Origin of the sequence: Haloarcula halophila (assembly GCF_029278565.1) — an archaeon.
In the GTDB taxonomy this organism is placed as follows: Archaea; Halobacteriota; Halobacteria; order Halobacteriales; family Haloarculaceae; genus Haloarcula; species Haloarcula halophila.
The window spans coordinates 2895308-2918477 of the sequence record NZ_CP119559.1; the positions used below are offsets into that span (position 1 = coordinate 2895308).

Genomic DNA, 23170 nt, shown 5'->3' on the forward strand with positions numbered 1-23170 from the left:
TTTCAAGGAACTATCGTGACCGAATCTGACGCACGTCGTCTGTTGGTTCCGGTCGCCGACTCCGAGACGGTCCGCAACACCGTCGCGTACGCAGTCGAGCAGGCACAGGCGACCGCGGGCGAGGGACGACCGGTCGAACTCCACTTCGTCGTCGTCGCCAGCACCCGCTCGGTCGATCCGGACGCCCCAGCGGAACTGGGTGCGGCGACGGAACTGCTGGACCGGGTCGACGTCTGGGTTCAGGAGGACCTCGGCACGGAACCGCCCGACTTGCTCACAATCACCGAGAACGTACTGGGTTCCGACCGCTATCTCTTCAGTCCCGGAGACTACGCCGACGCTCTCCTGGAGTACGCGACCGAACACGGAATCGATCGGATCGTCCTCGATCCGGAGTACCGTCCGGGCGGAGCGGCACCGATGTTGCGCCCGCTGGAGGTCGAACTCTCGCGTGGCGAGTTCGAGATCGAACGTGCGCCGGTCGAACGCCGCACACGGCCGACGGCGCTGGCCCGGGCCGCGTCGCTCCCGAAGTATCTCACGCTGTTCGGTGCCTCGTACGTGTTCTATCTGCTCTTGAGCGCGTACAAGCCCCTCGACTTCCTCACGGGGGCGATCACCGCGACGATCGTGACGGCCCTGCTCGCCCCGGTCACGTTCAGCCGACAGCCCTCCGTGACTCGGCTCCCCGTCCAACTCGCCCGTCTGCTCGTCTACATCCCGTACCTCCTGTGGGAGATCGCTATTGCCAACCTCCAGATCGCCTACGTGGTACTTCACCCGTCGCTCCCGATCGATCCGAAGGTCGTCCAGTTGCGCGCGGCCGTCTGGGGCGACGCCGCGGTGACGACGCTGGCAAACAGTATCACCCTCACCCCGGGGACGCTCACCGTCAGCGTCACGGACCGCGCGTTCGACATCCACTCGCTGACCGGGAGCGCCCGCGAGGACCTGTTCGACGGCGCGCTCGAACGGGCCGTCCGGTTCGTCTTCTACGGCCGCGAAGCGGCCGCGATCGCCTCGCCGCGGGAACGGGGCGACGACGGCCCGGCGGACGGCCCACCGGCAGAGGAGGTGGCCGGCGATGATTGAGTTCGAAACCGCGCTCCTCGCGCTTGCGGCCGCGTTCGTCGTCTTCGGCGGGGTCGCGCTGTACCGGGTCTTCGTTGGACCGACGACCCACGACCGTGTCATCGCGGTCAACGTCGCGGGGACCAACACCGTCATCGCGATCTCGTTCGTGGCAGCCGCACTCGACCAGCCGGTGTTCCTCGACGTGGCGCTCGTCTACGCGCTGTTGAATTTCCTGCTCTCGATCGCGTTCTCGAAGTTCAACGTCGAACAGGGGGGCGTCCTGTGACACCGACCGAGTGGGCGGCCGTCGCGTTGGGCGTCCTCGGGGCGTTCTTCGGCCTCGTGGCTGCCGTGGGCATCATCCGACTCCCGGACGTGTACACACGCGCACACGCGGCATCGAAGAGTGACACGCTCGGGGCGGTCCTCTCGATCGGTGCCGTCGCGCTGGCGTTACAGACCGACCTCTCGACGATCAAGGCCGTCTTCCTACTCGTCTTTATGTTCCTGACGAACCCGACGGCGGCCCACGCTATCGCCCGGGCCGCACAGGACCAGGGGATCGAGCCCTGGACGACCGACGACCGGGAGGGGGAGCGATGACGCCGACGACCGTCGAGATCGCGCTGATCGCGTTCGTCCTGGCGTGTGCCGTCGGCGCCGCCATGCTCAAGGACGTGCTGGCGTCGGTGATGGCCTTCGCGGCCTACAGCCTCGGCGTCTCGATCATCTGGCTCGTGTTGCAGGCGCCCGATGTCGGGCTCACCGAGGCGGCCGTGGGTGCGGGCATCATGACGATCCTGTTCCTGCTCGCGCTGGCGAACACGGTCCGACCCGACGAGGACCGCCTGTTCGAACCCGTCAGCGTCAGGACCGTCGTCGGCGTCGGAGTCTTCGTGGCCGTGATGGCTGCGTCGGTCCCGGCGCTGCCGGCTATCGGCGACCCGACGGCACCGGTCACCGGCGGCGAGGTGACTCAGTACTACATCGAGAACGCCTACGACCAGACCGGCGTCCACAACGCCGTGACCGCCGTGCTTGCGGCCTACCGCGGGTTCGACACGCTGGGTGAGGCCGTGGTCGTCTTCGTCGCCGGTATCGCCGCGCTGTCGGTCCTCAGACAGGAGGTCTTCGCATGAGCGCCGATACGGAACCCGGACTGTACGTCGAGAGTACCATCATCATGACCACCGTCCGCGTCGTCGCCCCGTTCGTGTTGACGTTCGCACTGTTCGTGATGTTCCACGGCGCGGACTCGCCCGGCGGCGGGTTCCAGGGCGGGGTCATCGCCGGCTCCGTCGTGATGATGCTCGCGTTCGCCTACGGTATCGGGTCGACCCGTGACTGGGTGGACATCCGTATCGTCGCCGCACTCGCCTCCGGTGGCGTCCTCACGTTCGCCACGATCGGGCTCGGATCGATCGCGCTCGGGGGAACGTTCCTGGAGTACACCGAGTACACGTTCATCATCGAGAAGGCGAGCAAGTACGGTATCGAACTCGTCGAACTGGGGATCGGCGCGATCGTCGCCAGCGTGGCGATCGGTCTCTTCTTCCTGCTTGCCGCGGGCTTTGGCCACGTGACCGACGAGCCACGGGAGGGTGAGCGATGATCGATCCGCTTCAACTCGATCTGCTCGCGACCCACTACAACTACTACGCGGTGGTCCTGCTGCTGGGAATCGGGCTGTACATGCTCGTCGAGTCGCCCAACCTCGTCAAGAAGGTCATCGGGATGAACATCTTCCAGACGGGCATCTTCCTGTTTTTCATCACGCTGGCCTACCGGGCGGGTGCGAACCCGCCGGTCGTCGAGGAAGGCGCCGGCCCGTACGTCAGCCCGCTCCCGCACGTCCTCATCCTGACGGCTATCGTCGTCGGGGTGAGCCTGACCGCGGTGGCGCTGGCGCTCATCATCCGCATCTACTCGGAGTACGGGACACTGGACGAAGACACGCTGAAACAGCTCTACTATGATTGAACACGTTCCCGCGCTGCTGGTCGTCGTCCCGATCGTCGGCGGTGCCGTCCCGCTGATCGCCAGTCTCGTCTCCGACCGCGCCGGCTGGCCGGTCGCGGCGGCGACGCTCGCGGTCCACGCCGCGCTGGCGGTCTGGCTGGCCGCGACGGTCGTCACCGATGGAACCGTCACCTACGTTCTCGGCGGGTTCGTCGCTCCCTACGGGATCGAACTCGTCGTCGACGGGCTGTCGGCGGCCGTCGTCCTGCTCGTCAGTCTCGTCGCACTCGGCCTGCTCGCGTACGCACGACGGGCCGGCCCCCACGCCAACACCTTCTACAGCCAGTATCTCCTTCTGGTGACTGGCCTCTCGGGGATGACCGTCACCGGCGACGCGTTCAACCTCTACGTCTTCCTGGAGATCACGGGGCTGGCAGCGTACGGCCTGGTCGCCAGCGGACGGGAGGCAAGCGCCGCCGTCGCCGCGCTGAAGTACCTCATCATCGGCACCGTCGGCGCGTCGCTGTACCTGCTCGGGGTCGGCTACGCGCTGGCGGCGACGGGGACGCTCAACATGGCCGACCTCGCCGACAAACTCGCCGCGGTCGGCTACGACTCGACGCTGGTCGTCACGGCCTTCGCCCTGATGATCGGTGGTCTCGTCGTGAAGGTTGCGCTGTTCCCACTGCACACCTGGCAGCCCGACGCGTACGACAACGCGCCCGACACCGTGAGCGCGCTCATCTCGGCACTGGTCTCGACCGTGTCGGCCTACGCGCTCGCCCGGGTCATGTTCTCGGTGTTCACCGTCGACTTCCTGACGGCCGTCCCGGCCGCACGCTGGGCGCTCGTCGGCCTGGCTTCGGTGAGCATCGTCGCCGGCAGCGTGCTCGCCATCTCCCAGGATAGCGTCCAGCGGATGCTGGCGTACTCCTCGGTGTCGCAGTTCGGCCTGGTGGTCGCCGGCTTCGCCATCGCGACGCCGACGGCGGTCGTCGGCGCGACGGTCCACCTGCTGGGCCACGCCGTGATGAAAGGCGGGCTGTTCGCCGCGACGGGGATCATCGAGCGTGACACCGGCGCGTCGGCGGTCAACGGCTACGCCGGGATGGCCGAACGGTCGTCGATCGGAGCCGGCGGCTTCGCCGTCCTCGCACTGGCGATGGTCGGCGTCCCGCCGGCGGTCGGTTTCGTCGGCAAGTGGTACATCGTCGTCGGTGCCGTCGAGGCCGGCCTCTGGCCGGTCGTCGTCGTCCTGCTCGCGAGTACGCTGTTGACGCTCGCGTACTTCTCGCGCCTGGTCGAGCGGCTCTACTTCGCCGAGCCGACTATCACCGAGGAGGAACCGGCCGTCGCCGACGGGGGCAGTGCTGTCTCCCCGGGGATGCTCGCCGTCGTCGTCGTGGCCGCCGTCCTCGCGGTGGCGCTGACCGCCGCCGTCCCGACGCTGGAACAGACGCTGATCGACACGCTTCCGCCGCTACTGAACCCATGACCGACGTTACATCGCTCAGACCACTGTTGGCAATACTCGTCTCGGCGCTGGCTATCCCGGTGATCCTCTCGTTGAAGAACCGTCCGAACGTTCGGGAGGGCGTCACGATCACCGTCGCGCTCGCGAAGTTCGGTCTCGTCGCGAGCATGGTCCCGGCGGTGCTGGCCGGCGACCAGTTCTCCCTCACGATCGGCCAGTTCGGCCCGGGGATCACGCTCGCGCTCAGAGTCGACGCGCTCGCGATCCTCTTTGGCTTGCTCGCGAGCCTGCTGTGGATCGTCACGAGTTTCTACAGCATCGGTTACATGCGCGGACTGGCCGAGCACGCACAGACGCGGTACTTCGCCTCCTTCGCCGCGAGTCTCGCCTCCGCGATCGGGGTCGCCTTCGCCGCGAACCTCGTGACGCTGTTCGTCTTCTACGAACTGTTGACGGTCTCGACGTACCCGCTGGTCACCCACGACGAGACCGACGAGGCCCGGCGTGCCGGCCGCAAGTACCTCGCGTATACGTTCGGTGGCGGCGTCGCCGTCCTGGGCGGGACGATCCTCGTCTTCTTCCTGACCGGGACGACGGCGTTCGCGGCGGGCGGCATCGAGGGGCTCGCCACAGCCGACCCGACGCTCGCCCGCGCCGCGTTCGCGCTGCTGGCGGCCGGATTCGGCGTGAAGGCGGCGCTGATGCCGGCCCACTCCTGGCTCCCCGACGCGATGGTCGCGCCGACGCCCGTGTCGGGCCTGCTCCACGCCGTCGCAGTCGTCAAGAGCGGCGTCTTCGGCGTCGCACGGGTCGTCCTGGACGTGTTCGGTCCCGACGTGCTCCGGGATCTCGGGATGCATCTGCCCCTGGCCGCGATCGCGGCGTTCACACTGCTGACGGCGAGTGTCATCGCCCTGCGCCAGGACAACCTCAAGCGCCGGCTGGCGTACTCGACGATCAGCCAGCTCTCGTATATCGTGTTGGGCCTGGCGCTACTGGAGGGGGACGCGCTGATCGGCGGCCTGTTGCACATCCCCGCTCACGCGTTCATGAAGCTCACGCTGTTCTTCTGTGCGGGCGCGATCCACGTCGAGACCCATACCGACGACATCAGCGATATGGCCGGCATCGGGAAGCGGATGCCGTTGACGATGACTGCCTTCGGCGTCGCCGCGGCGGGGATGGCCGGTATCCCGCTGGTCGCTGGCTTCGTCAGCAAGTGGTACCTCGTCATCGGGGCCTTGGACGGCGGTGGGACGGTCTTCGCCGCCGCGTTGCTCGTCTCCGGGGTGCTCAACATCGCGTACTTCTGGCCCATCGTCTACCAGGCCTTCTTCGAGTCGCCCGAGGCAAACGACGAGAAACCGCTCGTCGAGCGGGCGCTGGGCGGAACGGCGATCCGGACAGACGGCGGCGGAGAGCACCACACCGACGAGAGCGTCCCGGAACCGGAACACGTCGACCACCTCGGGAAGCGCCACGAGGACGTGGAACACCACGGCGGTCCGCCGGAAGGCGGCTGGGACCAACGGAACTGGCACGGCGGTGAGAGCACCTGGTTCATGCTCGGGCCGATCCTCACCGCCGCGACGCTGTCGCTCCTGCTGGGCATCGTCCCGAACCAGGCGGTCTTCCTCAGGGTCGTCACCACTGTCGTCGGGAACCTCCCGGGGGTGGTCGCCTGATGGCGACCTCGCTGCTGACGGCCATCCCGCCGGTGGCCGTGTTGCTCCCGGTCGCGATCCTGGTCGCGCTCCTGCCTCGCCGGAGCGGCCACGCGCTTGGCGTGGTAGCCTCGGGCGTGGCCATCGCCTGGGTCTGGCTGGTCCCGGCGGGTGCACACGTCCGGACGCCGTTCCTGGGCTTCGAGGCGGTGTTGTTCAACGTCGACGAGTTCTCCCGGCTGATGGGGCTGATATTCGGGATCATCGGCGTCGCGGCCGTGCTGTACTCCTACGCGAGCGAGGCCGAGGGGATCCAGACCGGCTTCGCGCTCTCGTACGTGGCGACGAGCTACGGGGCGGTCTTCGCCGGCGACTGGCTCACGCTCCTCTTCTTCTGGGAACTGATGGCGGTCACGAGCACGCTGCTCGTCTGGCACTACGGCGGCAAGGCGGTCCGCGCGGGCTTCCGGTACGCACTGCTACACGGGATCGGCGGGACGCTGTTGATGGCCGCGATCCTCCAGACCTACGTCGTCAGAGATACGTTCCTGTTCGGGTCCGTCCCCGGCGGTCCCGAGACGGTCGGGATCGTCCCGGGGCTCCCGGCGGCGCTCGCCGCCGTCGGTATCGGGGTCAACGTCGGGTTCATCGGGCTCCACGCCTGGCTGCCCGACACGTACCCGCGCCCGCACATCGCCGCCAGCGTCTTCCTCTGCGTGTTCACGACGAAGACCGGCGTCTACGGGATGTACCGGGCGTTCCCCGCGGGCAACGAGGCCATCGCGTACATGGGTGGCGGGATGGCCGTCTTCGGCGCGACGTTCGCGCTGTTCCAGAACGACATGCGCCGCCTGCTCTCCTATCACATCCAGTCCCAGGTCGGCTACATGGTCGCCGGCGTCGGCATCGGGACGGCCCTCTCCCAGGCCGGCGCGTTCGCCCACGTCTTCAACCACATCCTCTACAAGGGCCTGCTGTTCATGACCGCCGGCGTCGTCGTCTACCGGACCGGCGAGGAGAGCCTGAAGAAACTCGGCGGACTCGCACGCGAGATGCCCGTCACTGCGGTCGCGTTCACGGTAGCGGCGCTGTCGATCGCGGGCTTCCCCGGCTTCAACGGCTTCGTCTCGAAGGGGATCGTCATCGCCGGGAGCCACTACGACTTCGCCCACGGGCCGCTGTACGCTGGCGGCCGGACGACCCTGGAGTGGCTACTCTTGCTCGGTGGTGTCGGGACGTTCATGTCGTTCATCAAGTTCGGCTACTACGCCTTCTTCCACGGGGAGTACGACGGCAGCGTGGCCGACGCGAACCGCGGTCAGACCGTCGCGATGCTGTCGGTCGCCGCGCTCTGTGTCGCGTACGGCGTCTTCGACAGCGCGCTGTTCGCTATCCTCCCGTTCGACGTGACCGACGGCGACGTCGTCTCACACGTCTATACGACCTACACCGTCGACCATCTCGTCGAGGGCTTCGCACTGGCGGTCGCTGGCCTGATCGGCTTTGCCGTCACAAAGCGACCGCTGAAACGGCTCGGACGTGTCCCCGACGTCGATTCGCTGTACAACCCCGGCGTCTTCTACGGGACGAGAGCCCTGGTCGTCGGCGTGACCGAACTCTACGCTGGTGTCGACCGGGCGGTCGTCCGTGGAACCAGTGCCCTCGGAACTATTGTCAGGGAACCGAACGGATCGCTCCGGAATCTCCGCGAGGGACGGGGTGAAGCCGAGCTAAGCGGACGACCGCTCCGTGCGGGAATCGGTTTCAGCATCCTCGTTCTCGTCGTTTTCGTCGCTCTCGCGCTGTTGGCACTCGGGTGATTCTCAATCCCGATAGTTACTCCTGTACATTTATATGCGGTGATACCATCTTTCTGGTAAGCGCGTCCTGCGAGAGGGGTTGGTACGGTTCCAACCCGGACCTCCTGGGCGTGTTGGACAACGATAATATATGAAACTCCAACAACTATTCGACGACGACGACGCTGTCTCGCCGGTCATCGGTGTCATCCTGATGGTCGCGATCACCGTCATCCTCGCCGCAGTCATCGCAACGTTCGTCCTCGGTCTCGGTGACCAGGTTAGTAACACAGCGCCGCAGGCCACCTTTAGCTTCGATTACGAGGCAACCGGTGGTGGCTCCGGTGACTTGACGATCACTCACGACGGTGGCGACTCCATCTCAGAAACCGAACTGTACGTTCGTGGTGCAGGCGGTGCCGGTGGTCAGTGGTCCGGTAGCGTCGGTTCAAGCAGCGAAGTCAGAGCTGGTAACAGTTGGTCCATCTCCAGCGTGAGTGACTCCGCCACGGTTCGCGTCGTCTACCAATCCAACGACGGCGGCAACTCCGCGACGCTCGGTCGGTGGACCGGTCCGAACGCGTAACCGGCACTGACCCGCGGAACCGTCTTCCGCGCGGGCCAACCGTATCGTTAATAGTATCCGCTCATCATTTTCTTTCTACGATGGGTGCATTGGGATATGGCGATGGGGAGGCACACAAATGAGCAACCAAGCGATGCAGGTCCGGGACGCCGACGACTCGCTCTCGAAAGGCGAGATATTCGAAGTGCTCCAGAACGAGCGCCGACGGTATGCTCTGGAGTACCTCCGGGAACACGGCGACCCTGTTGATCTCGGTAATCTGGCATCCCACGTCGCGGCGATGGAGTACGACTGTGACTCGACAGACGTCTCCAGCGCACAGCGAAAACGGGTCTACACCACGCTCCAGCAGACACATCTTCCCCGACTGGACGAGGCCGGGATCGTCGAGTACGACAGCGACGACAACCTAATCTCGACGACCCCACAGACACAGGAGCTAACGGTGTATCTGGAGATCGTCTCGGCCGGGGAGTTCCCCTGGCGGGAGTATTACCTCTCTCTGAGTGCGGTGAGTCTCGCAATCGTGGCCGTCCTCTGGGTCGGCGTCTATCCGTTCACCCTCATCTCGCCGCTCGTCTGGGCGACGCTGATCACTGTCGTGTTTGCTCTCTCGTCCGTCTACCACACCTACGCCGGTCAGGAGATGACTCTCAGCGAGTACATGTCGAACCAGCGCGAATAGCACCCCCCGAGGCCGACGATACATTCGACACGCTGTGGGTAAATTTCTCTCTTTATAGTTGGATATAAGTATCCTCTCGAACGTAGTCGCTAGCAGCACGCCACCGACGGGTGTGAGACCGGCCTCAATAGGGTGGGGCGGTGCTCGTAACAGGTGGCCGTGCGCAGACACAACTATGGATCTGAAACAACTGTTCACCGACGACGACGCGGTCTCGCCGGTCATCGGGGTCATCCTGATGGTCGCGATCACCGTCATCCTCGCGGCGGTTACCGCCTCGTTCGTCCTCGGGTTGGGGGACCAAACGCAACGAACGACGCCACAGGCGAGTTTCACGTTCGATTTCGAGGAAAGTGTCTCGGGGAGTGATGCGGACGAAGGTATCCTGACGATCACCCACGACGGTGGAGACACTATCCAGGGCGGGAGTCTCTACCTCCGCGGGAGCGGATGGGTGGATGCGACAAGCGGGAGTACCTCGTGGACCACCCCAGCAACTGGCTCGGTCGACATCGACGACACGAACGAGGACGAGAGCTGGGACACTGCCGTCGGTGGGAAGACCGAAGTCGCCGCCGGCAACTCCATCAACGTCGGCGTGAACGACGCCTACAACATCCGTGTCGTCTACGAACCTCCGGAGGGTGACACGTCAGCCACCCTCGGACAGGACGCAGGCCCCGAAGCGTAACCGACCCGCGCCTTCTCGTCTTTTCGTCCGGCTAGCAACTGTCCCGGTCCCGCGATGGGTTTATTTCCGTCCATGCGATGGACTGTAATGATGGACGCCACGCGTGGGACCGCCGTCGCCGTCGGGACACTCATCGTGGTTACAGCCCTCGTCTCCGGGCCGCTCGTTCCCGGAATCACGTTCACGAACACACAGCCTACATACGGCGAGGGAACTGCAACCGTCGACAGCGTCGAGTTCCCCGAACGAACGACGATCGAGCGGGGTGGCTTTGGCTCCGAGAGTGACTATCTCGTCGTTCCGCCGGCGACCGTTCGGTTCGAGACGTTCGAGGGTGCGCCGGTCCTCACGTACAAGATTGCGGTGCCCGAACTGAACTACTCCCGCGGGACGACACACTTCCTGGCTCCCGAGACTGGGACCCGCTACGACGCGACACTCCAGTCTGACTCACTAACAGGTGTTCCGAGCCAGACCACCGAGTTCGACGCGACGCTCTCGATCTGGCTCGAAGATTCCGACGGCCGGGAGCGCGTTGCCACACAGAACACAACGATCGAGGTCGTCGAATGAGCAGTATCGAGTTCGCATCGCTCCGTCGGACCGACGCCGGGACCGAACTGTCGATCTGGTCACGGCTCAGGACCGTCTTGTTCGGCGATCGGATCGGATTGACGATCTTCCTGGGGTCGCTCTGTCTGTTCATGCTCGCGTGGCGAACTACCGTCTTCATCACGGACACGTACGCTATCGCGAACGGACTGTATGCCCTTTCGAACGGCCAGATCGGGATCACGGAAGCCGTCTACGGGGGACACCTCGACACGCCCGGCATGACCGCCGCTGGTGGTCGGACGATCGCCCGTAACTACGGTGCGATCGTCCTCTCGCTCCCGTTTCTGGTATTGGTCGAGTCCCTCGACGCGATCACCTCGCTGCGAATCGGGATCGCCGCGCTGTGGTCGCTTCTGGCGCTCGGTGTCGTCGTCCAGACACGGAGGTTACTCGACAGTGACGCGATCGTCTGGGCCGGTAGCGCCCTCGTGCTCGTCGTCTTCGCCTCGAACGTCGTGTTCGCGACCCCGCTCGACGACGGGGCAGCACATCTCTCCGCGCTCCAACTGTTCCACATGACGGTTGCCGCGTTCGGCCCGGTCGTGCTGTACCGGTTGCTCCGTCGTATCGACGGTCCTCGAATGGGGGTCCTCGGAGCGACGGTGTACGTCCTCGGGTCGCCGCTGGTGATCTGGGCGACGGTCCCGAAGCGCCACGTCCTCACGGCGACCGTAGCAGTAGGAATCATGTACTGTCTCTACCGGAGCCGAACCGCTGAGACGGACGGCCCGATCCGCCGCCCGGCCGTGTTCCGCGCGTTCGCGTACGCACTGGTGATGCTCTACGCCTGGGTCCACGCTCCCGAAGCGCTCCTGCTCTGTGTCGTCTTGGCGGCTGTCGATCTCCCGACGGCGGCCGACAACAGTCCGCGGGCGTTGGCCACGATCGCCGGCGTCTCGGCACTCGCACTCGGTCCGTTCCTCGTCACGAACGCGGTGCTGACCGGGTCCGTGGTGACTCCGCCCCGGCTACTGTCGAGTACGGGTCCGGCGGTAGAGTCGACCGCGGCCTCGGCGGGGCAGAGCGCTTCTGGACGGTCCAGTGGTATCCCGATACCCGACCTGTTTCTATCGGTCCTTCGTCCGTTCACCCTGCTCGGCGGCGAACTACTCCTCGGCTTCAGGACAGCGTTCTCCCGGCCCGACGACGTGTTCCTGACGTTTCTTCGGTCCGGCCACGCATCCGGGACGCTGAACAACGACAACACGGAGGCCGTCAACCTCGCAGTTCTGGAGTCCGCTCCGATACTCGCTGCAACCGTCGGGGTTCTCCCGGCCGTCTGGCGCCGTCGGGGAGCGCTGGCATTGCCCCGTCGGGTGCTTTCGCCGACACGAGTCGTCGACAGCTTCACCGTGTTGGCGGCTCTCGGCGTGTGTGGCCTCTATCTCTCGCGGCTCCCGCTGCACGCACAGGTGACGGTCCGGTATCTGTTCGTCCTCTACCCACTGGGGATCTACCTCCTCTTCCGTACCCCGTCGGTTCGGGACGCGCTCGACCAGTATCTCCGTTTGTTCGCCTGGGCACTCGCGGTGACAGTCCTGCTCGGTGGACAGTTGATCGTCGTCTTCGTCGCGCTCTCGGTCAACGGGATCGGCGAAGCGTTCCAGTTCCACGCGCTGCTCGCCCTCGGCAGTGCCGCCTTGCTGGCGGCCTGGGGGCTGTTCGGGCGAAGCGACGGCTGGTTCGGTCGCGTGGGCGCAGGGCTGTTCGGCGTCGCGACGGGTCTCACGACGATCTTCGCCTGGTTGACCGTCGTCGAGTACTACGCACTCGGGAACGCCCACGCCCTCCCGATCGTTCGGTATATCGGACAACTGCTGGAACTGTTCTGAGTCGCTGACGGAGAACTTTTGTAGGGCCTCGAAGTACCGACGACATGGACAAGCTGAAAGCGTCACTCCTCGAGGCCCCGATCATCGAGAAAGACGGCTACCACTACTTCGTCCACCCGATCAGCGACGGAGTCCCGATGCTGCGTCCCGAACTCCTCCGTGAGATCGTCATCAAGATCATCCGGAAGGCCGAACTCGACGGCGTCGACAAGATCGTCACGCCGGCGGCGATGGGAATCCACCTCTCGACGGCCGTCTCGCTGATGACCGACATCCCGCTCGTCGTCGTCCGCAAGCGACAGTACGGGCTGGACGGCGAGGTTTCGCTCTCGCAGGTGACCGGCTACTCCGAGAGCGAGATGTACGTCAACGACGTCTACGAGGGCGATCGGGTCCTCGTGCTCGACGACGTCCTCTCGACCGGCGGCACGCTGGCCGCGCTGACCGGCGCCCTGGAGGAGATCGGTGCCGACATCCGTGATATCGTCTGTGTCATCAAGAAAGCCGACGGCCCAAACAAACTCGACGAGGCCGGCTACGACGCGAAGACGCTCATCAACGTCACCGTCGACGACGGCGAGGTCGTCGTCGTCGACGAGAACGGCGACGGCTGACGGACGGATTCTCGCCGCTCACGGGTTCGTTCACAGCAAAAGTAGAGCGGGAGGTAGATTTGAACCGAAGCCAGACGACCGCTCGCTTCGCTTGCTCTGTCTGGCAGGGTTCAAATCTTCTCCAGACCGATCCGTCACTCATGGTTTCGTGAGCGACAGAATATAGCGGGAGGTAGATTTGAACTACCGATCTGCGGGTTATGAGCCCGCCGGAATCTCCTGGCTATCCCATCCCGCTACCTCTTCGTAACCGAGGCCCCTCATTAAGGGTTGTGATTCACCTGCCGTCCGTGAGTTCGTGACGCGCTACTCCCCCTGATGGACCTGCCAGGTGAAGAGACTCTCGAAGACGTAGTTGACGAGCATCCCGAGGCCGATCCCGCCCCCCTTGGCGACGAGTATCCAGAGGTCGATCCCGGCGACGGTCAGCGGCACGAACAGCAGCCGGTAGATGACGACGAAGACGAGAAACTGGGTGGTCGAACCGCCGGCCCGGACGACGTGCGAGCGTAGCAGACGCCGGGGCAGCGACTCCGGATCGCCCTCCTCGGCGAAGGTCCAGCGCTCGTTGATCGCGAACATGACCAGGATCGCGGTTTCGATCCCCGCGAGCGTCGCCAGCTCGGCCAAGACGCCAAACACCTCGGTCAGAACGAGCAAGACCGTGGTATCACAGATCGCACCGATCACGCCGACGGAGACGAACTGGCCGAACCGCACGCCGGAGACCAGCGAGTCGAACCGGTCGGGAACGACACGGCGCAAGCGGTCGCTCGGGGAACTCATCGGTCCCGTTTGACGAGCGCGGTCGGTTCGTCACGGCGGGCGGCGATGGCCGTGTGGAGCGTGCTATCACGGAGCTGTTTCGCGCGGTGTCTGGACGCGAGCAGCGCGCGAAACAGCGCGATCGAGGTCCGGATCGGCGAGACCGTCGACCCGGGCTGGTCCTCCCACTCGATGGGGACCTCGGTTACGCGCAGATCCAGCGCCCCGGCCATCGCCACCAGTTCGACGTCCCAGGCGAAGCCCGGTTCGTAGAGGTGGATACGGACGCGCTCCCAGGCCTCGGCGTCGATGGCTTTCGCGCCACACTGGTAGTCGTATAGCCGGACGCTGAGCAACTGGCCGGCCAGCCAGGCGAACCCGTCACCGAGGAACCGCCGGGCGCGGGTCTGGTGGCTGGCGACGGTCGCGTCGGGATGGCGTCGCGACCCGACCGAGAGGTCGGCCGCTCCCTCGACGACCGGATCGACGACTGCCTGGAGGGATTCGGCCGGCGTCGAGCCGTCGGCGTCGGCGAAGGCGAGCACGTCGGTCTCTAAGCGCTCGAAGCCCGCGGTGATCGCCGCACCCTTGCCACGGCGGTAGGGGACCGACTCGACTCGGGCGGGGAGGTCTGTGAGTGTTTCGAGGACGCCGCTTTTCGGGGCGTCGAGTTCGACGAGGATGGTCGTCGGGGAGAGCGTGTCGTCGATGGCCTGGACGTAGCGCCGGAGTTGGGCTACGTCGGGCCGGTAGGCGGGGACGACGACACCGACGGTCGGCGACATTGTGCTACCGTGTGCCGGCGGTGAGTAAAAACGGTTCGAAGCTCTCCGGCCTCGTGCAAAAGACGTATACTCCAGGGTCGCGGCCACACCACTGATGGAGTTTGCGCTCGTCGCTACGTGGCTCGCCCTGTATCTCCTCTTGCTGTACGCGGGGGCGACAGCCGCGACGGCCCTCTTTCCGCGCTTTGCCGACGAGGGGGTCGCGTTCGGGGTCCCAGTTGCGCTCTCGATCCTGTGGCTCGTCGTCTACGGCGTGGGCCGACTCTCCCTGAGCGTCGGGGTCTGGCTCGCGCTGGCCGTCCTTCTGGCGGTAACCGTCGTCGTGGCGTCTCGGGGCCGGTCTGTCGACGGCCGGGCCTACGCCGAGGCGGCGGCCGTCTTCTCGCTGGCGTTCCTGCTGGTGGTCTGGATTCGAGCGGTCGATCCGGCCATCGTCCCCGTGGGCGGCGAGAAGTTCCTGGACTTCGGCCTCTTGCAGTCGCTCTTGCGAGCCGAGACGATCCCACCGGAGGACATGTGGTTCGCCGGCGAACCCGTCGCGTACTACTACGGCGGCCATCTCTTGGCCGCGACACTCGCTCGACTGACGGGGACGGCGGGCCAGTACGCCTACAACCTCGCGTTGGCGGGCTTCTACGCGACGCTGGTGACCGCCGCCTACGGGCTGGCCGGGGCCGTCGCCGCCGACCGTGACCTCCCGCGCCGGCTCTCGGCCGGCTTCGCGGCTTTCTTCGTCGGCATCGCCAGCAACCTCTCGACGCCGGCGAAGTTCCTCGTCTGGCTCCTGCCCGAGTCGCTCTCCGGGCCGCTGGCGGCCGCGGCCGGGTACGAACTGAGCGGGTTGGCGACTGGTCCACAGTCGTTCAGCTACTGGGACGCCAGCCGCGTGATCCAGGACGACCCCGCCGACTTCGGGACCTACGAACCCGCTGCCGCGCCCGTCATCGACGAGTTCCCGCTGTTCGCCTGGCTCAACGGCGACATGCACGCCCACATGATGAGTACGGGCTTCCTGTTGCTCGCGGCCGCGCTGTGTTTCAGCTACTACCAGACGCCGGCCGACGAGCGACGGCGTCGGGTCGCGCTCCTGTTCGGGGCGCTCCCGGCCGTTGGCGGAGTCATCGCGGTCACCAACACCTGGTCGTTCCCGTCGGTGGCCGGCCTCACGATGCTGACCGTCGCTGTCGCGCCGGCGGCACCGACGACGCTGTTGCCCGACCGCTTTGGGGGCCGGCTCCGCGTCGACGGACTCGGCGGCGAACTCGTCCGGATCGGGGCGGCGCTGGCTGTCGCTGTCGTCGTCCTCGCGCTCGGGTTGGTCTGGTCGCTCCCGTTCTGGCTCGGCCCGGCGAGCGGCCGTGAACTGGCGGTGTTACCCGACCGGAGTTCCCTCGTGGAACTGCTGGCGGTCCACGGGCCGTTCGTGGTTCCGTTCGGGATGTATCTCTCCGCTCGCGTCGCAGGGACGCTTTCCGACGCCCGGTCGCGGCTGGCGACGGGCGCTGCTGTGGTCGGTTTCGTCGCGATCGGGGCGGCCCTCGATATCGCCGCAGTCGGCCTGCTCGGCCCGATTCTCGTGGGTGCCTGGCTGTTGGCCCGCGGGCCGACGCTCTCGGATCGGTTCGACGGCGTCCCCGCGGTTGCCGACGGCGGGGACCGCCCCGTCGGCTTCGAGGCGGTCCTGATCCTGGCCGGCGCCGGCCTCGTCGTGCTCGTGGAGTTCGTCTTCGTCCGGGAGAACATCGGCCGGATGAACACCGTGTTCAAGACCTACATGCAGGTGTGGATCCTCTGGGCCGTCGCGGTCGGGCCGGTGCTTGGCTGGCTCGTGGCCCGCTGGCGACCCGCGTGGCCGTCCGCGGACCGAGCCCGGGCCGCGACGGCAGTCGGCATGCGGGTGTTCGTCGCCGTCCTCGTCGTCTCGACCTCGCTGTACGGCGTGTTCGCGCTGTCGAACCACGCCGACCGGGCCGGCGACCTGACGCTCGACGGCCAGGCGTACCTCGACGACGCACACCCCCAGGAAGCCGAAGCGATCCGGTGGCTGGACGACCGGGAGGGCCAGCCGACGATCGTCACTGCCGCACCCGCGGGCTACCAGTGGGTCCCCAGCGATGGGAAGGGAGCCAGCGCCCCGGCGAGCCTGACGGGTCTCCCGACGGTCGCTGGGTGGTACCACGAGGCACAGTACCGGAACGACACGGTCTACCAACGGCGTGTCGGCGACGTGGAGACGATCTACACCGGCAACCGGAGTGCCCAGCGCCGCCTCCTCTCGACGTACGACGTCATCTACGTCTACGTCGGGCCGGCCGAGCGCAACCGCTACGGGACGGTGACGATCGGCGACCTCCCGGACGTGACGGTCGCGAAAGAAGCCGGCGGCGTAACGATCTATCGGGTCGCGGAGAACTAGCTCTCGGCGCTGGGCGGTGCCTTCTCCCGGATGACGGTGATCGCCTCGGCGTCGATGTCCTCGGTATCCAGGTGCATCGGGATGTAGTCCTGTTTGTTGAACGTCTCCTCCTCGCGGGCCTTGCCGACCGTACACCACAGCTGCGGGCGGTCGGGGCCGTGCCACTCGCCCTGGCGGGCAACGGCGAACACCTCGTACTCCTCGCCGTCGTACTCGATACGACCGCCCTTCCGGAAGCCGGCGTCCCCGTGGACGATGAGTTTCTTCATACCCGGCCCTTGGCAAACGGCGCACTTAGTGACTTCGAAGGAGCCCCTGTCGTCCGCGAGGGTCAGTGCCGTACGGACCGGAGAGGCTTTACGCCAGGAGGCGAGAGGAGTACGTGGACGGCACGGTCCGACAGCGCCTTTCAGTCCACGTGTCAAAACGTGGGCCACCGCTGACTGACCTACCCCGTCTCTCTACAATCCCCGAGCGGCTGCCACGCCGTCCGGAGAGACGGAGGCGGACTGCGGGCGGGCATTCATCCGGGACGGGAAAGATCGGAACCGTCGGGGTTTTAAGCGGGCATATCGAACCGACCTGTAAGGTCGATATCTATGGAGATGCCGCGTCGATTCAACACGTACTGTCCGCACTGTAACGAGCATCACGAACACGAGGTCGAGAAGGTCCGTTCCGGTCGCGAGACCGGGATGAAGTGGATCGACCGCCAGCGCGAGCGCAACTCCGGCATCGGGAACGACGGGAAGTTCTCGAAGGTCCCCGGTGGGGACAAACCCACCAAGAAGACGGACCTGAAGTACCGCTGCTCGGACTGTGGCAGCGCTCACCTCCGCGAGGGATGGCGCGCCGGCCGACTGGAGTTCCAGGAGTAACCATGGCTGGAAGCTTCGTCACCGTCGCCTGTCCGGACTGCGAGAACGAACAGACCATCTTCGAGAAGGCTGCCTCCGAGGTCTCCTGTGCCGTCTGTGGCCACACCCTCGCTCACCCCACCGGTGGGAAGGCCGAGATCGAAGGTGAAGTGACCGCCGTCGTCGAGGCCCGATAGGATGAAGTACAGCGGCTGGCCCGAACCGAGCGAACTCGTCGTCGGCAAGGTCGACGAGATCGAGGACTTCGGCGTGTTCGTCGACCTCGAAGAGTACGAGGGCAAGCGCGGTCTCTGTCACATCTCCGAGGTCGCCAGCGGCTGGATCAAGAACGTCCGTGACCACGTCAACGAGGGCCAAACTGTCGTCGCCAAAGTGTTGGACGTCGACGAGAGCGCCCAGCAGATCGACCTCTCGATCAAGGACGTCAACGACCACCAGCGCAAGGAGAAGATCCAGGAGTGGAAAAACGAACAGAAGGCCGACAACTGGATGGAACTGGCCTTCGGCGAGGAGATCGACGACGAGCGCTACAGCGCCGTCGCCAACGCGTTGCTCGCCGAGTTCGGATCGCTATACGACGGCTTCGAGGCCGCTGCGATCCACGGCGTAGAAGCCCTCGAAGAGACTGACCTCGACGAGGACGAGATCGAGGCCATCGTCGAGACCGCTCGGGACAACGTCTCGGTGCCCTACGTCAACGTCACCGGCTACGTCGATCTGGAGGTACCCGATCACGACGGCGTCGACGTCATCAAGGAGGCACTGCAGGCCGCCGAGGGTAACGGCGAGGTGCCAGAGGAGATCGAACTGGAAGTCACCTACGTCGGCTCGCCCGAGTACCGCATCCAGGTCCAGGCGCCCGACTACAAGACCGCCGAGGGCGCGCTCGAAGACAGCGCCGCTCGTGCCAGCGAACTCGTCGAGGACCACGGCGGGACTGCGCTGTTCCACCGCGAGCGCCACGAAGACGACGAGTAGGCGTGAAATCCGACATCCACGTCTGTGCGGACTGGGAGGACGAGCACGACCGCCCAGTGTACACGCTCGGCGACACGTGTCCCGACTGCGGGGGGAACGCTGTCAACAGCGCCCCCGCACCGTTCGACCCGGCGGACCCGCATGGCTCGTATCGACGTTCTCTTAAGCGCCGCAACCGAGAATAGGCGGTATGGACGAATACGACGTCGAGACCGTCGCCGACCCCGACCTGTCGGAGCCGGTACTGGTCGAGGGGCTCCCCGGTGTCGGCCACGTGGGCAAACTCGCTGCAGAACACCTGCTGGAAGAACTCGAAAGCGAACTCGTGCGGAAAGTCTACTCGACACACTTCCCGCCACAGGTCAGCATCGACGAGGGCCGTGCCGAACTGGCCGCTGCGGAGTTCTACGCGGTCACGCCAGAGGACGGCCGGGACATGCTCGTCCTCTCGGGGAACCACCAGGCACAGGATACCGAGGGTCACTACGGACTGACCGACACGTTCCTCGACGTCGCCGACGAGTTCGGTGTCGACGAGGTGTTCGCGCTCGGGGGCGTTCCGACGGGCGAACTCATCGAGGAGTACGACGTGTTGGGTGCGACCACGACCGACGAGTTCGCCGAGACGCTCTCCGAGGCCGGCGTCGAGTTCAGAGACGACGAACCGGCCGGCGGGATCGTCGGCGTCTCGGGGCTCCTGTTGGGTCTCGGCAAGCGCCGCGGGTTCCCGGCCGCCTGTCTGATGGGCGAAACCTCCGGCTATCTGGTCGATCCAAAGAGCGCACAGGCAGTCCTCGAAGTCCTCCAGACAGTGGTCGGCTTCGAGGTCGACTTCGCGACGCTTGAAGAGCGAGCCGACGAGATGGAGGAAGTCGTCCGGAAGATCCAGGAGATGGAGCAACAGAACGCACCCGCCCCCTCCGACGAAGACCTGCGCTACATCGGGTAGACGATACGGGAGCGAGAATTTCTTTACCGTTCACACCCAATACGGAGCCGTGCAGTCACAACTGAGTACGCTCCCGGACTGGCTCGTCTTCGGCCTGGCCCTCGGCGTTGCCGGGAGCGTCCTCGTCGCCGGGTTGTTCCTGGCTGCGAACCGGTTCTTTCCAGCCAAACAGCAGGCGCGCCGGATGAGCGACGGCGGTGAACGACGACGGCGGACCGAACTCCGGGAGTATCTGACGGCTATCGACGAGCAGTACGCCGAGAACCACTTCGTCGAGGGCCAACACGTCGCCTTCTATCTCCCGAAACGGGACGTGGCGATCACGTTCGACGCGCGGGCCTACTACCGGATCGAACGGTCGCCGACGTACCCCGTCCTGGTCGAACACGAGATGCCCGGCATCCACCTGGGGACGCGGCTCCCGTTCGAGGTCCCCGAGGTGACACTCGGTCCCGACCCGGAGGAGTCCGAGGACCCGGCGATGCACGCCTTCGAGGAACTGGGGTTGGACTACGGTGCGACCGCTGCCGAGGTCAGGTCGGCCTACCGCGAGCGGGTCAAGGAGGTCCATCCCGACCACGGCGGCGACGAGGACGAGTTCAAGCGCGTCCGGGAGGCCTACACCATGGCCAAACAGCACGTGGCCTCCTGACCCCTCGTCGATCAGATCCCCTGACTCATCAGGTGACTCCGCAGGAGGTCGGCCTCCTTGCTCCCCGCGACCGGGTTGACGAGGACGACTACGTCGTCGCTGGCGAAGGCGCCGCTGTCCGCGAGTTCGCGAGCGCCGGCGACGGCAGTCCCGCCGGTCGCACCGATCTCCGGGCCGAGTTCGCAGCCGTCGACGGCTCCCTGGAGCACCGCCTTGTCGTCGACGGCGGCAGCGCCCCCACCGGAGGATTCGACGGCGGCGAGCGCGGCGGTTCCCGCCGCAGGGTCGGGCACCTCAAGCGGACCGACGATGGTGTCGGGGTGTTCGACGGAAGCGGGCGTCCCACTGTCCTCGATCCAGGCGTCGGCCACGGGCGCACACCCGTCGGGCTGGACGGCGTACAGCTCCGGCTCGCGGTCGACGAGGCCGGACGCCGCGGCGGCCGCGAACCCGCGTTCGAGGCCGACCAGGCTCTCGCCGTGGCCGGTGGGGTGGATCACGGCATCCGGGGCGGTCCAGTCGAGGTCGGCGACCGTCTCGACGGCGACCGGCTTGACTCCCTCGACGCGGAACGGGTGGCCGGGTTCGACGCTGTAGCGGTCGCCCGCACCCTCCTCGAAGGCCTCGACGGCGTCGTCGTAGCGGCCCTCGACGACGCGCATGTCGCCGCCGTGGACGTTGACCATCGCCTTGTTGAGGAACGGACACCGCGAGGGGACGTACCCCTTCGAGTCGATGTCGGCGCGGGCGGCGTAGGCCGCAGCGGCCTGTGCGCCGTTGCCCGTCGAGGGCGCTGCCACGGCGTCGGCACCCGATTGGACGGCCTCGGTGACGGCGACCGAGAGCTTGCGGTCGGCGAGCGAGCCGGTCGTGTTCCGGCCCTCGTCTTTGACGTAGACGGCCTCGACCCCGAGTTCGGCCGCCAACGGGGGAACCGCGACCAGCGGGGTCCCACCCTCGTCGAGACTGACCAGCGTGTCCGTCTCGAAGGGCAACACGGCGGCTGCCTGCGCCGCTCGACCCGCGAGGTCTTCGGGAGCTAGCGCGCGGGCGTCGTAGTCGCCGGCGAGCGTCCCACCACAGTCCGGGCACCGGGCCGCGTCGGCGGCCGTCGTCGTGCCACACACGGTACAGGCGAGGCCACGGAACGTCGCTGTCGTCTCCATACTCCCCACTGTGGCTGGGAGCCACAAATACTGTCGGTCACACTCCAGCACGCTCTTGGTCGGGGCAGCACAACGACCGACAATGACAGACGTCGTCGTCGCCGGTGGCGGACTGGCGGGGCTGGTCGCCGCGCGCCACCTCGCCGAAGCCGGACAGGACGTGACGGTGTTCGAGGACAGCGAACAGGTCGGCGGGCGGGTCACGACCGTTCACGAGGGCGGCTACACCTTCGACCAGGGATTCCAGGTGCTGTTCTCGGCGTATCCGGCGGTCCAGCGGGAACTCGACGTGGAGGCGCTGTCGCCGCGGCCGTTCACGCCGGGCGCGACCATCGCGCGGCCGAACCACCGATCGGTGCTGTCGGACCCGTTGCGGAACCCGACGGCGGCGGTCGAGACGGCGTTCAACCGGGAGATCGGTTTCGCGGACAAACTCCGCCTGTTCACGCTCCAGCGGGAACTGGCCGGCCGTGATCCCGACTCGCTCCTCAGCGGCGGCGGCAAGACGATCTCGGAGTACCTCCGGGAGCGGGGGTTCTCACAGCGGTTCGTCGACCGGTTCGCGGCGCCGTTCTACGGCGGTATCACGCTCGACCGTTCGCTGGGAACCGACAGCCTCGTCTTCGAGTACACCTACAAGATGCTGAGCGAGGGCGAGATCTTCGTCCCGGCCGAGGGGATGCAGGCGATGCCCGAACAACTGGCCGACAGCGCCCGGGCCGCCGGTGCCACCATCGAGACCGAGCGCACTGTCACCGACGTCTCCGGCGAGGGTGACGCGGCTACCGTTGAGGTCGGTGCGGAGACGCTGACCCCCGACGGCGTCGTGGTCGCGACCGATCCCGGAACGGCCGCCGATCTGACGGGCGTGGCCGGCATCACGACGGAGATCGTCGGCTGTGTCACCCAGTACTTCACGCTGCCGACCAACCGGGCGCCGGATATGGGGAAACGGATCGTCCTCAACGCCGCCGACGACCGGCCCAACACCGTCGCACCGATGTCGGCGGTCGCCCCCGAGTACGCACCCGAAGGGATGGAACTGTACAGCGCGACGTTCCTGGGATCACCCCAGGACGACGACGAGGCGCTTTCGGCTGTGGTCCGCGAGGCGCTGGGCTCGTGGTATCCGGCGGCGAACTTCGAGGACCTGGAACTGCTCCGGACCGACCGGGTCCCGCTGGCACAGTTCGCCCAGCCGCCCGGGTTCCGCGCCGGCGTGCCCGACCCCGAAGATCCGCCGGGACCGGTCGTTCTGGCCGGGGATTACACCCGCTGGTCGTCGATCCAGGGGGCCTTAGAGAGCGGCCGCGTGGCTGCCGGGCTCCTCACTGAGTAAGCTGCGGGTCCTGGGCGCCAGGTTCGCCCACGGTGGTCGTTGACGACGCCGCCACGGGGTGTTCTCGTCCCGAACTCGTCGATAGCGGCAGCCTACGCGGCCGGGCCGCCGCTATTCGTGTTTCCCTCGTGTTCGTTCTCCTCCGGGGTCAACACGTCCGAGACGTACTTGATCGTCGCGAAGTACAGCGCCAGCAGCGAGAGCAGCGTAAGCGCGATGAGCGCGAGTGCAGCACCTGTCTGAACCATG

General features: G+C 66.4%; 28 protein-coding genes and 1 tRNA gene. 23 read left to right on the plus strand and 6 right to left on the minus strand.

Translation table 11 applies throughout. The annotated features are described in order from the left end of the window. Window positions 1–15: 15 nt before the first annotated feature. The 15 genes from P0204_RS15205 (at window position 16) to hpt (ending at window position 12993) form a co-directional block, all read left to right on the plus strand. A complete protein-coding gene (locus P0204_RS15205; RefSeq protein ID WP_276180762.1) occupies window positions 16–1092 on the plus strand; it encodes a monovalent cation/H+ antiporter subunit E in 1077 nt (358 codons plus the stop codon). After that, window positions 1085–1360: a cation:proton antiporter gene (locus tag P0204_RS15210; protein ID WP_276180764.1), complete on the plus strand. Its 276-nt coding sequence runs from the start codon at window positions 1085–1087 to the stop codon at window positions 1358–1360. The genes P0204_RS15205 and P0204_RS15210 overlap by 8 nt, the downstream gene beginning before the upstream one ends. Beyond that, the gene (mnhG, locus tag P0204_RS15215) at window positions 1357–1677 is read left to right on the plus strand and encodes a monovalent cation/H(+) antiporter subunit G (protein ID WP_276180766.1); all 321 of its coding nucleotides are present in this window, start codon (window positions 1357–1359) and stop codon (window positions 1675–1677) included. Before P0204_RS15210 ends, mnhG begins: the two co-directional genes overlap by 4 nt. Continuing rightward, entirely contained in the window at window positions 1674–2213 is a 540-nt protein-coding gene (locus tag P0204_RS15220; protein WP_276180768.1) for a DUF4040 domain-containing protein, read from the plus strand. The genes mnhG and P0204_RS15220 overlap by 4 nt, the downstream gene beginning before the upstream one ends. Further along, window positions 2210–2686 carry a Na(+)/H(+) antiporter subunit B gene (locus P0204_RS15225; protein WP_276180770.1) on the plus strand — a complete coding sequence of 159 codons (477 nt, stop codon included), beginning with the start codon at window positions 2210–2212 and terminating at the stop codon, window positions 2684–2686. The genes P0204_RS15220 and P0204_RS15225 overlap by 4 nt, the downstream gene beginning before the upstream one ends. Further along, window positions 2683–3054, plus strand: a complete 372-nt coding sequence (locus tag P0204_RS15230) for a cation:proton antiporter subunit C (protein ID WP_276180772.1) — start codon at window positions 2683–2685, stop codon at window positions 3052–3054. The genes P0204_RS15225 and P0204_RS15230 overlap by 4 nt, the downstream gene beginning before the upstream one ends. After that, entirely contained in the window at window positions 3047–4528 is a 1482-nt protein-coding gene (locus tag P0204_RS15235) for a monovalent cation/H+ antiporter subunit D family protein (RefSeq protein ID WP_276180774.1), read from the plus strand. Before P0204_RS15230 ends, P0204_RS15235 begins: the two co-directional genes overlap by 8 nt. Beyond that, window positions 4525–6192 carry a cation:proton antiporter gene (locus P0204_RS15240; protein ID WP_276180777.1) on the plus strand — a complete coding sequence of 556 codons (1668 nt, stop codon included), beginning with the start codon at window positions 4525–4527 and terminating at the stop codon, window positions 6190–6192. Before P0204_RS15235 ends, P0204_RS15240 begins: the two co-directional genes overlap by 4 nt. Further along, entirely contained in the window at window positions 6192–7991 is a 1800-nt protein-coding gene (locus tag P0204_RS15245) for a Na(+)/H(+) antiporter subunit D (protein WP_276180779.1), read from the plus strand. Before P0204_RS15240 ends, P0204_RS15245 begins: the two co-directional genes overlap by 1 nt. 130 nt (window positions 7992–8121) lie before the next feature. Next, on the plus strand, window positions 8122–8556 hold the full coding sequence (locus P0204_RS15250) for a type IV pilin N-terminal domain-containing protein (protein ID WP_276180781.1): 435 nt from the start codon (window positions 8122–8124) through the stop codon (window positions 8554–8556). A gap of 118 nt (window positions 8557–8674) precedes the next feature. Next, the gene (locus P0204_RS15255) at window positions 8675–9241 is read left to right on the plus strand and encodes a DUF7344 domain-containing protein (RefSeq protein ID WP_276180783.1); all 567 of its coding nucleotides are present in this window, start codon (window positions 8675–8677) and stop codon (window positions 9239–9241) included. Window positions 9242–9416: 175 nt separating this feature from the next. Further along, window positions 9417–9932: a type IV pilin N-terminal domain-containing protein gene (locus tag P0204_RS15260; protein ID WP_276180785.1), complete on the plus strand. Its 516-nt coding sequence runs from the start codon at window positions 9417–9419 to the stop codon at window positions 9930–9932. A gap of 90 nt (window positions 9933–10022) precedes the next feature. After that, window positions 10023–10505 carry a hypothetical protein gene (locus P0204_RS15265; RefSeq protein WP_276180788.1) on the plus strand — a complete coding sequence of 161 codons (483 nt, stop codon included), beginning with the start codon at window positions 10023–10025 and terminating at the stop codon, window positions 10503–10505. After that, window positions 10502–12379: a hypothetical protein gene (locus tag P0204_RS15270; RefSeq protein ID WP_276180790.1), complete on the plus strand. Its 1878-nt coding sequence runs from the start codon at window positions 10502–10504 to the stop codon at window positions 12377–12379. Before P0204_RS15265 ends, P0204_RS15270 begins: the two co-directional genes overlap by 4 nt. Before the next feature lie 44 nt (window positions 12380–12423). Further along, a complete protein-coding gene (gene hpt, locus P0204_RS15275; protein WP_276180792.1) occupies window positions 12424–12993 on the plus strand; it encodes a hypoxanthine/guanine phosphoribosyltransferase in 570 nt (189 codons plus the stop codon). Window positions 12994–13156: 163 nt separating this feature from the next. Here hpt and P0204_RS15280 read toward each other — a convergent pair. The 3 genes from P0204_RS15280 to P0204_RS15290 form a co-directional block, all read right to left on the minus strand. Then, window positions 13157–13231 (minus strand) — tRNA-Met (locus P0204_RS15280). Window positions 13232–13299: 68 nt separating this feature from the next. Further along, a complete protein-coding gene (locus P0204_RS15285) occupies window positions 13300–13779 on the minus strand; it encodes a GtrA family protein (RefSeq protein WP_276180794.1) in 480 nt (159 codons plus the stop codon). Further along, window positions 13776–14543 (minus strand): glycosyltransferase, encoded by a 768-nt coding sequence (locus P0204_RS15290; RefSeq protein ID WP_276180796.1) that lies wholly within the window; start codon window positions 14541–14543, stop codon window positions 13776–13778. The genes P0204_RS15285 and P0204_RS15290 overlap by 4 nt, the downstream gene beginning before the upstream one ends. A gap of 94 nt (window positions 14544–14637) precedes the next feature. Between P0204_RS15290 and P0204_RS15295 the strand changes: the two genes are divergently transcribed. After that, a complete protein-coding gene (locus P0204_RS15295) occupies window positions 14638–16959 on the plus strand; it encodes a DUF2298 domain-containing protein (protein WP_276180798.1) in 2322 nt (773 codons plus the stop codon). Here P0204_RS15295 and P0204_RS15300 read toward each other — a convergent pair. Continuing rightward, window positions 16956–17228, minus strand: a complete 273-nt coding sequence (locus tag P0204_RS15300; RefSeq protein WP_276180800.1) for an HAH_0734 family protein — start codon at window positions 17226–17228, stop codon at window positions 16956–16958. The genes P0204_RS15295 and P0204_RS15300 overlap by 4 nt on opposite strands. Before the next feature lie 330 nt (window positions 17229–17558). Here P0204_RS15300 and P0204_RS15305 point away from each other — a divergent pair, with 330 nt between their 5' ends. Genes P0204_RS15305 through P0204_RS15330 form a run of 6 tightly spaced genes read left to right on the plus strand, consistent with a single transcriptional unit; the run spans window position 17559 to window position 20416 of the window. Next, window positions 17559–17837 carry a 50S ribosomal protein L44e gene (locus tag P0204_RS15305; RefSeq protein WP_276180802.1) on the plus strand — a complete coding sequence of 93 codons (279 nt, stop codon included), beginning with the start codon at window positions 17559–17561 and terminating at the stop codon, window positions 17835–17837. 2 nt (window positions 17838–17839) lie between these two features. Continuing rightward, the gene (locus tag P0204_RS15310; RefSeq protein WP_276180804.1) at window positions 17840–18013 is read left to right on the plus strand and encodes a 30S ribosomal protein S27e; all 174 of its coding nucleotides are present in this window, start codon (window positions 17840–17842) and stop codon (window positions 18011–18013) included. Window position 18014: 1 nt separating this feature from the next. Beyond that, on the plus strand, window positions 18015–18815 hold the full coding sequence (locus P0204_RS15315; RefSeq protein ID WP_276180806.1) for a translation initiation factor IF-2 subunit alpha: 801 nt from the start codon (window positions 18015–18017) through the stop codon (window positions 18813–18815). Between the two features lie 2 nt (window positions 18816–18817). Next, complete coding sequence (locus P0204_RS15320; protein WP_276180808.1) at window positions 18818–19000, plus strand: RNA-protein complex protein Nop10; 183 nt, start codon at window positions 18818–18820, stop codon at window positions 18998–19000. A gap of 5 nt (window positions 19001–19005) precedes the next feature. Then, window positions 19006–19764: a proteasome assembly chaperone family protein gene (locus tag P0204_RS15325; protein WP_276180810.1), complete on the plus strand. Its 759-nt coding sequence runs from the start codon at window positions 19006–19008 to the stop codon at window positions 19762–19764. Between the two features lie 49 nt (window positions 19765–19813). Continuing rightward, window positions 19814–20416 (plus strand): J domain-containing protein, encoded by a 603-nt coding sequence (locus P0204_RS15330; protein ID WP_276180812.1) that lies wholly within the window; start codon window positions 19814–19816, stop codon window positions 20414–20416. 11 nt (window positions 20417–20427) lie between these two features. Here the strand turns inward: P0204_RS15330 and P0204_RS15335 are convergent, their stop codons facing one another. Then, a complete protein-coding gene (locus P0204_RS15335) occupies window positions 20428–21582 on the minus strand; it encodes a pyridoxal-phosphate dependent enzyme (RefSeq protein ID WP_276180814.1) in 1155 nt (384 codons plus the stop codon). A gap of 82 nt (window positions 21583–21664) precedes the next feature. Here P0204_RS15335 and P0204_RS15340 point away from each other — a divergent pair, with 82 nt between their 5' ends. Then, window positions 21665–22921, plus strand: a complete 1257-nt coding sequence (locus tag P0204_RS15340) for an NAD(P)/FAD-dependent oxidoreductase (protein ID WP_276180816.1) — start codon at window positions 21665–21667, stop codon at window positions 22919–22921. A 92-nt stretch (window positions 22922–23013) separates the two neighbouring features. Here the strand turns inward: P0204_RS15340 and P0204_RS15345 are convergent, their stop codons facing one another. Then, the gene (locus tag P0204_RS15345) at window positions 23014–23169 is read right to left on the minus strand and encodes a hypothetical protein (RefSeq protein ID WP_276180818.1); all 156 of its coding nucleotides are present in this window, start codon (window positions 23167–23169) and stop codon (window positions 23014–23016) included. Window position 23170 lies beyond the last annotated feature (1 nt).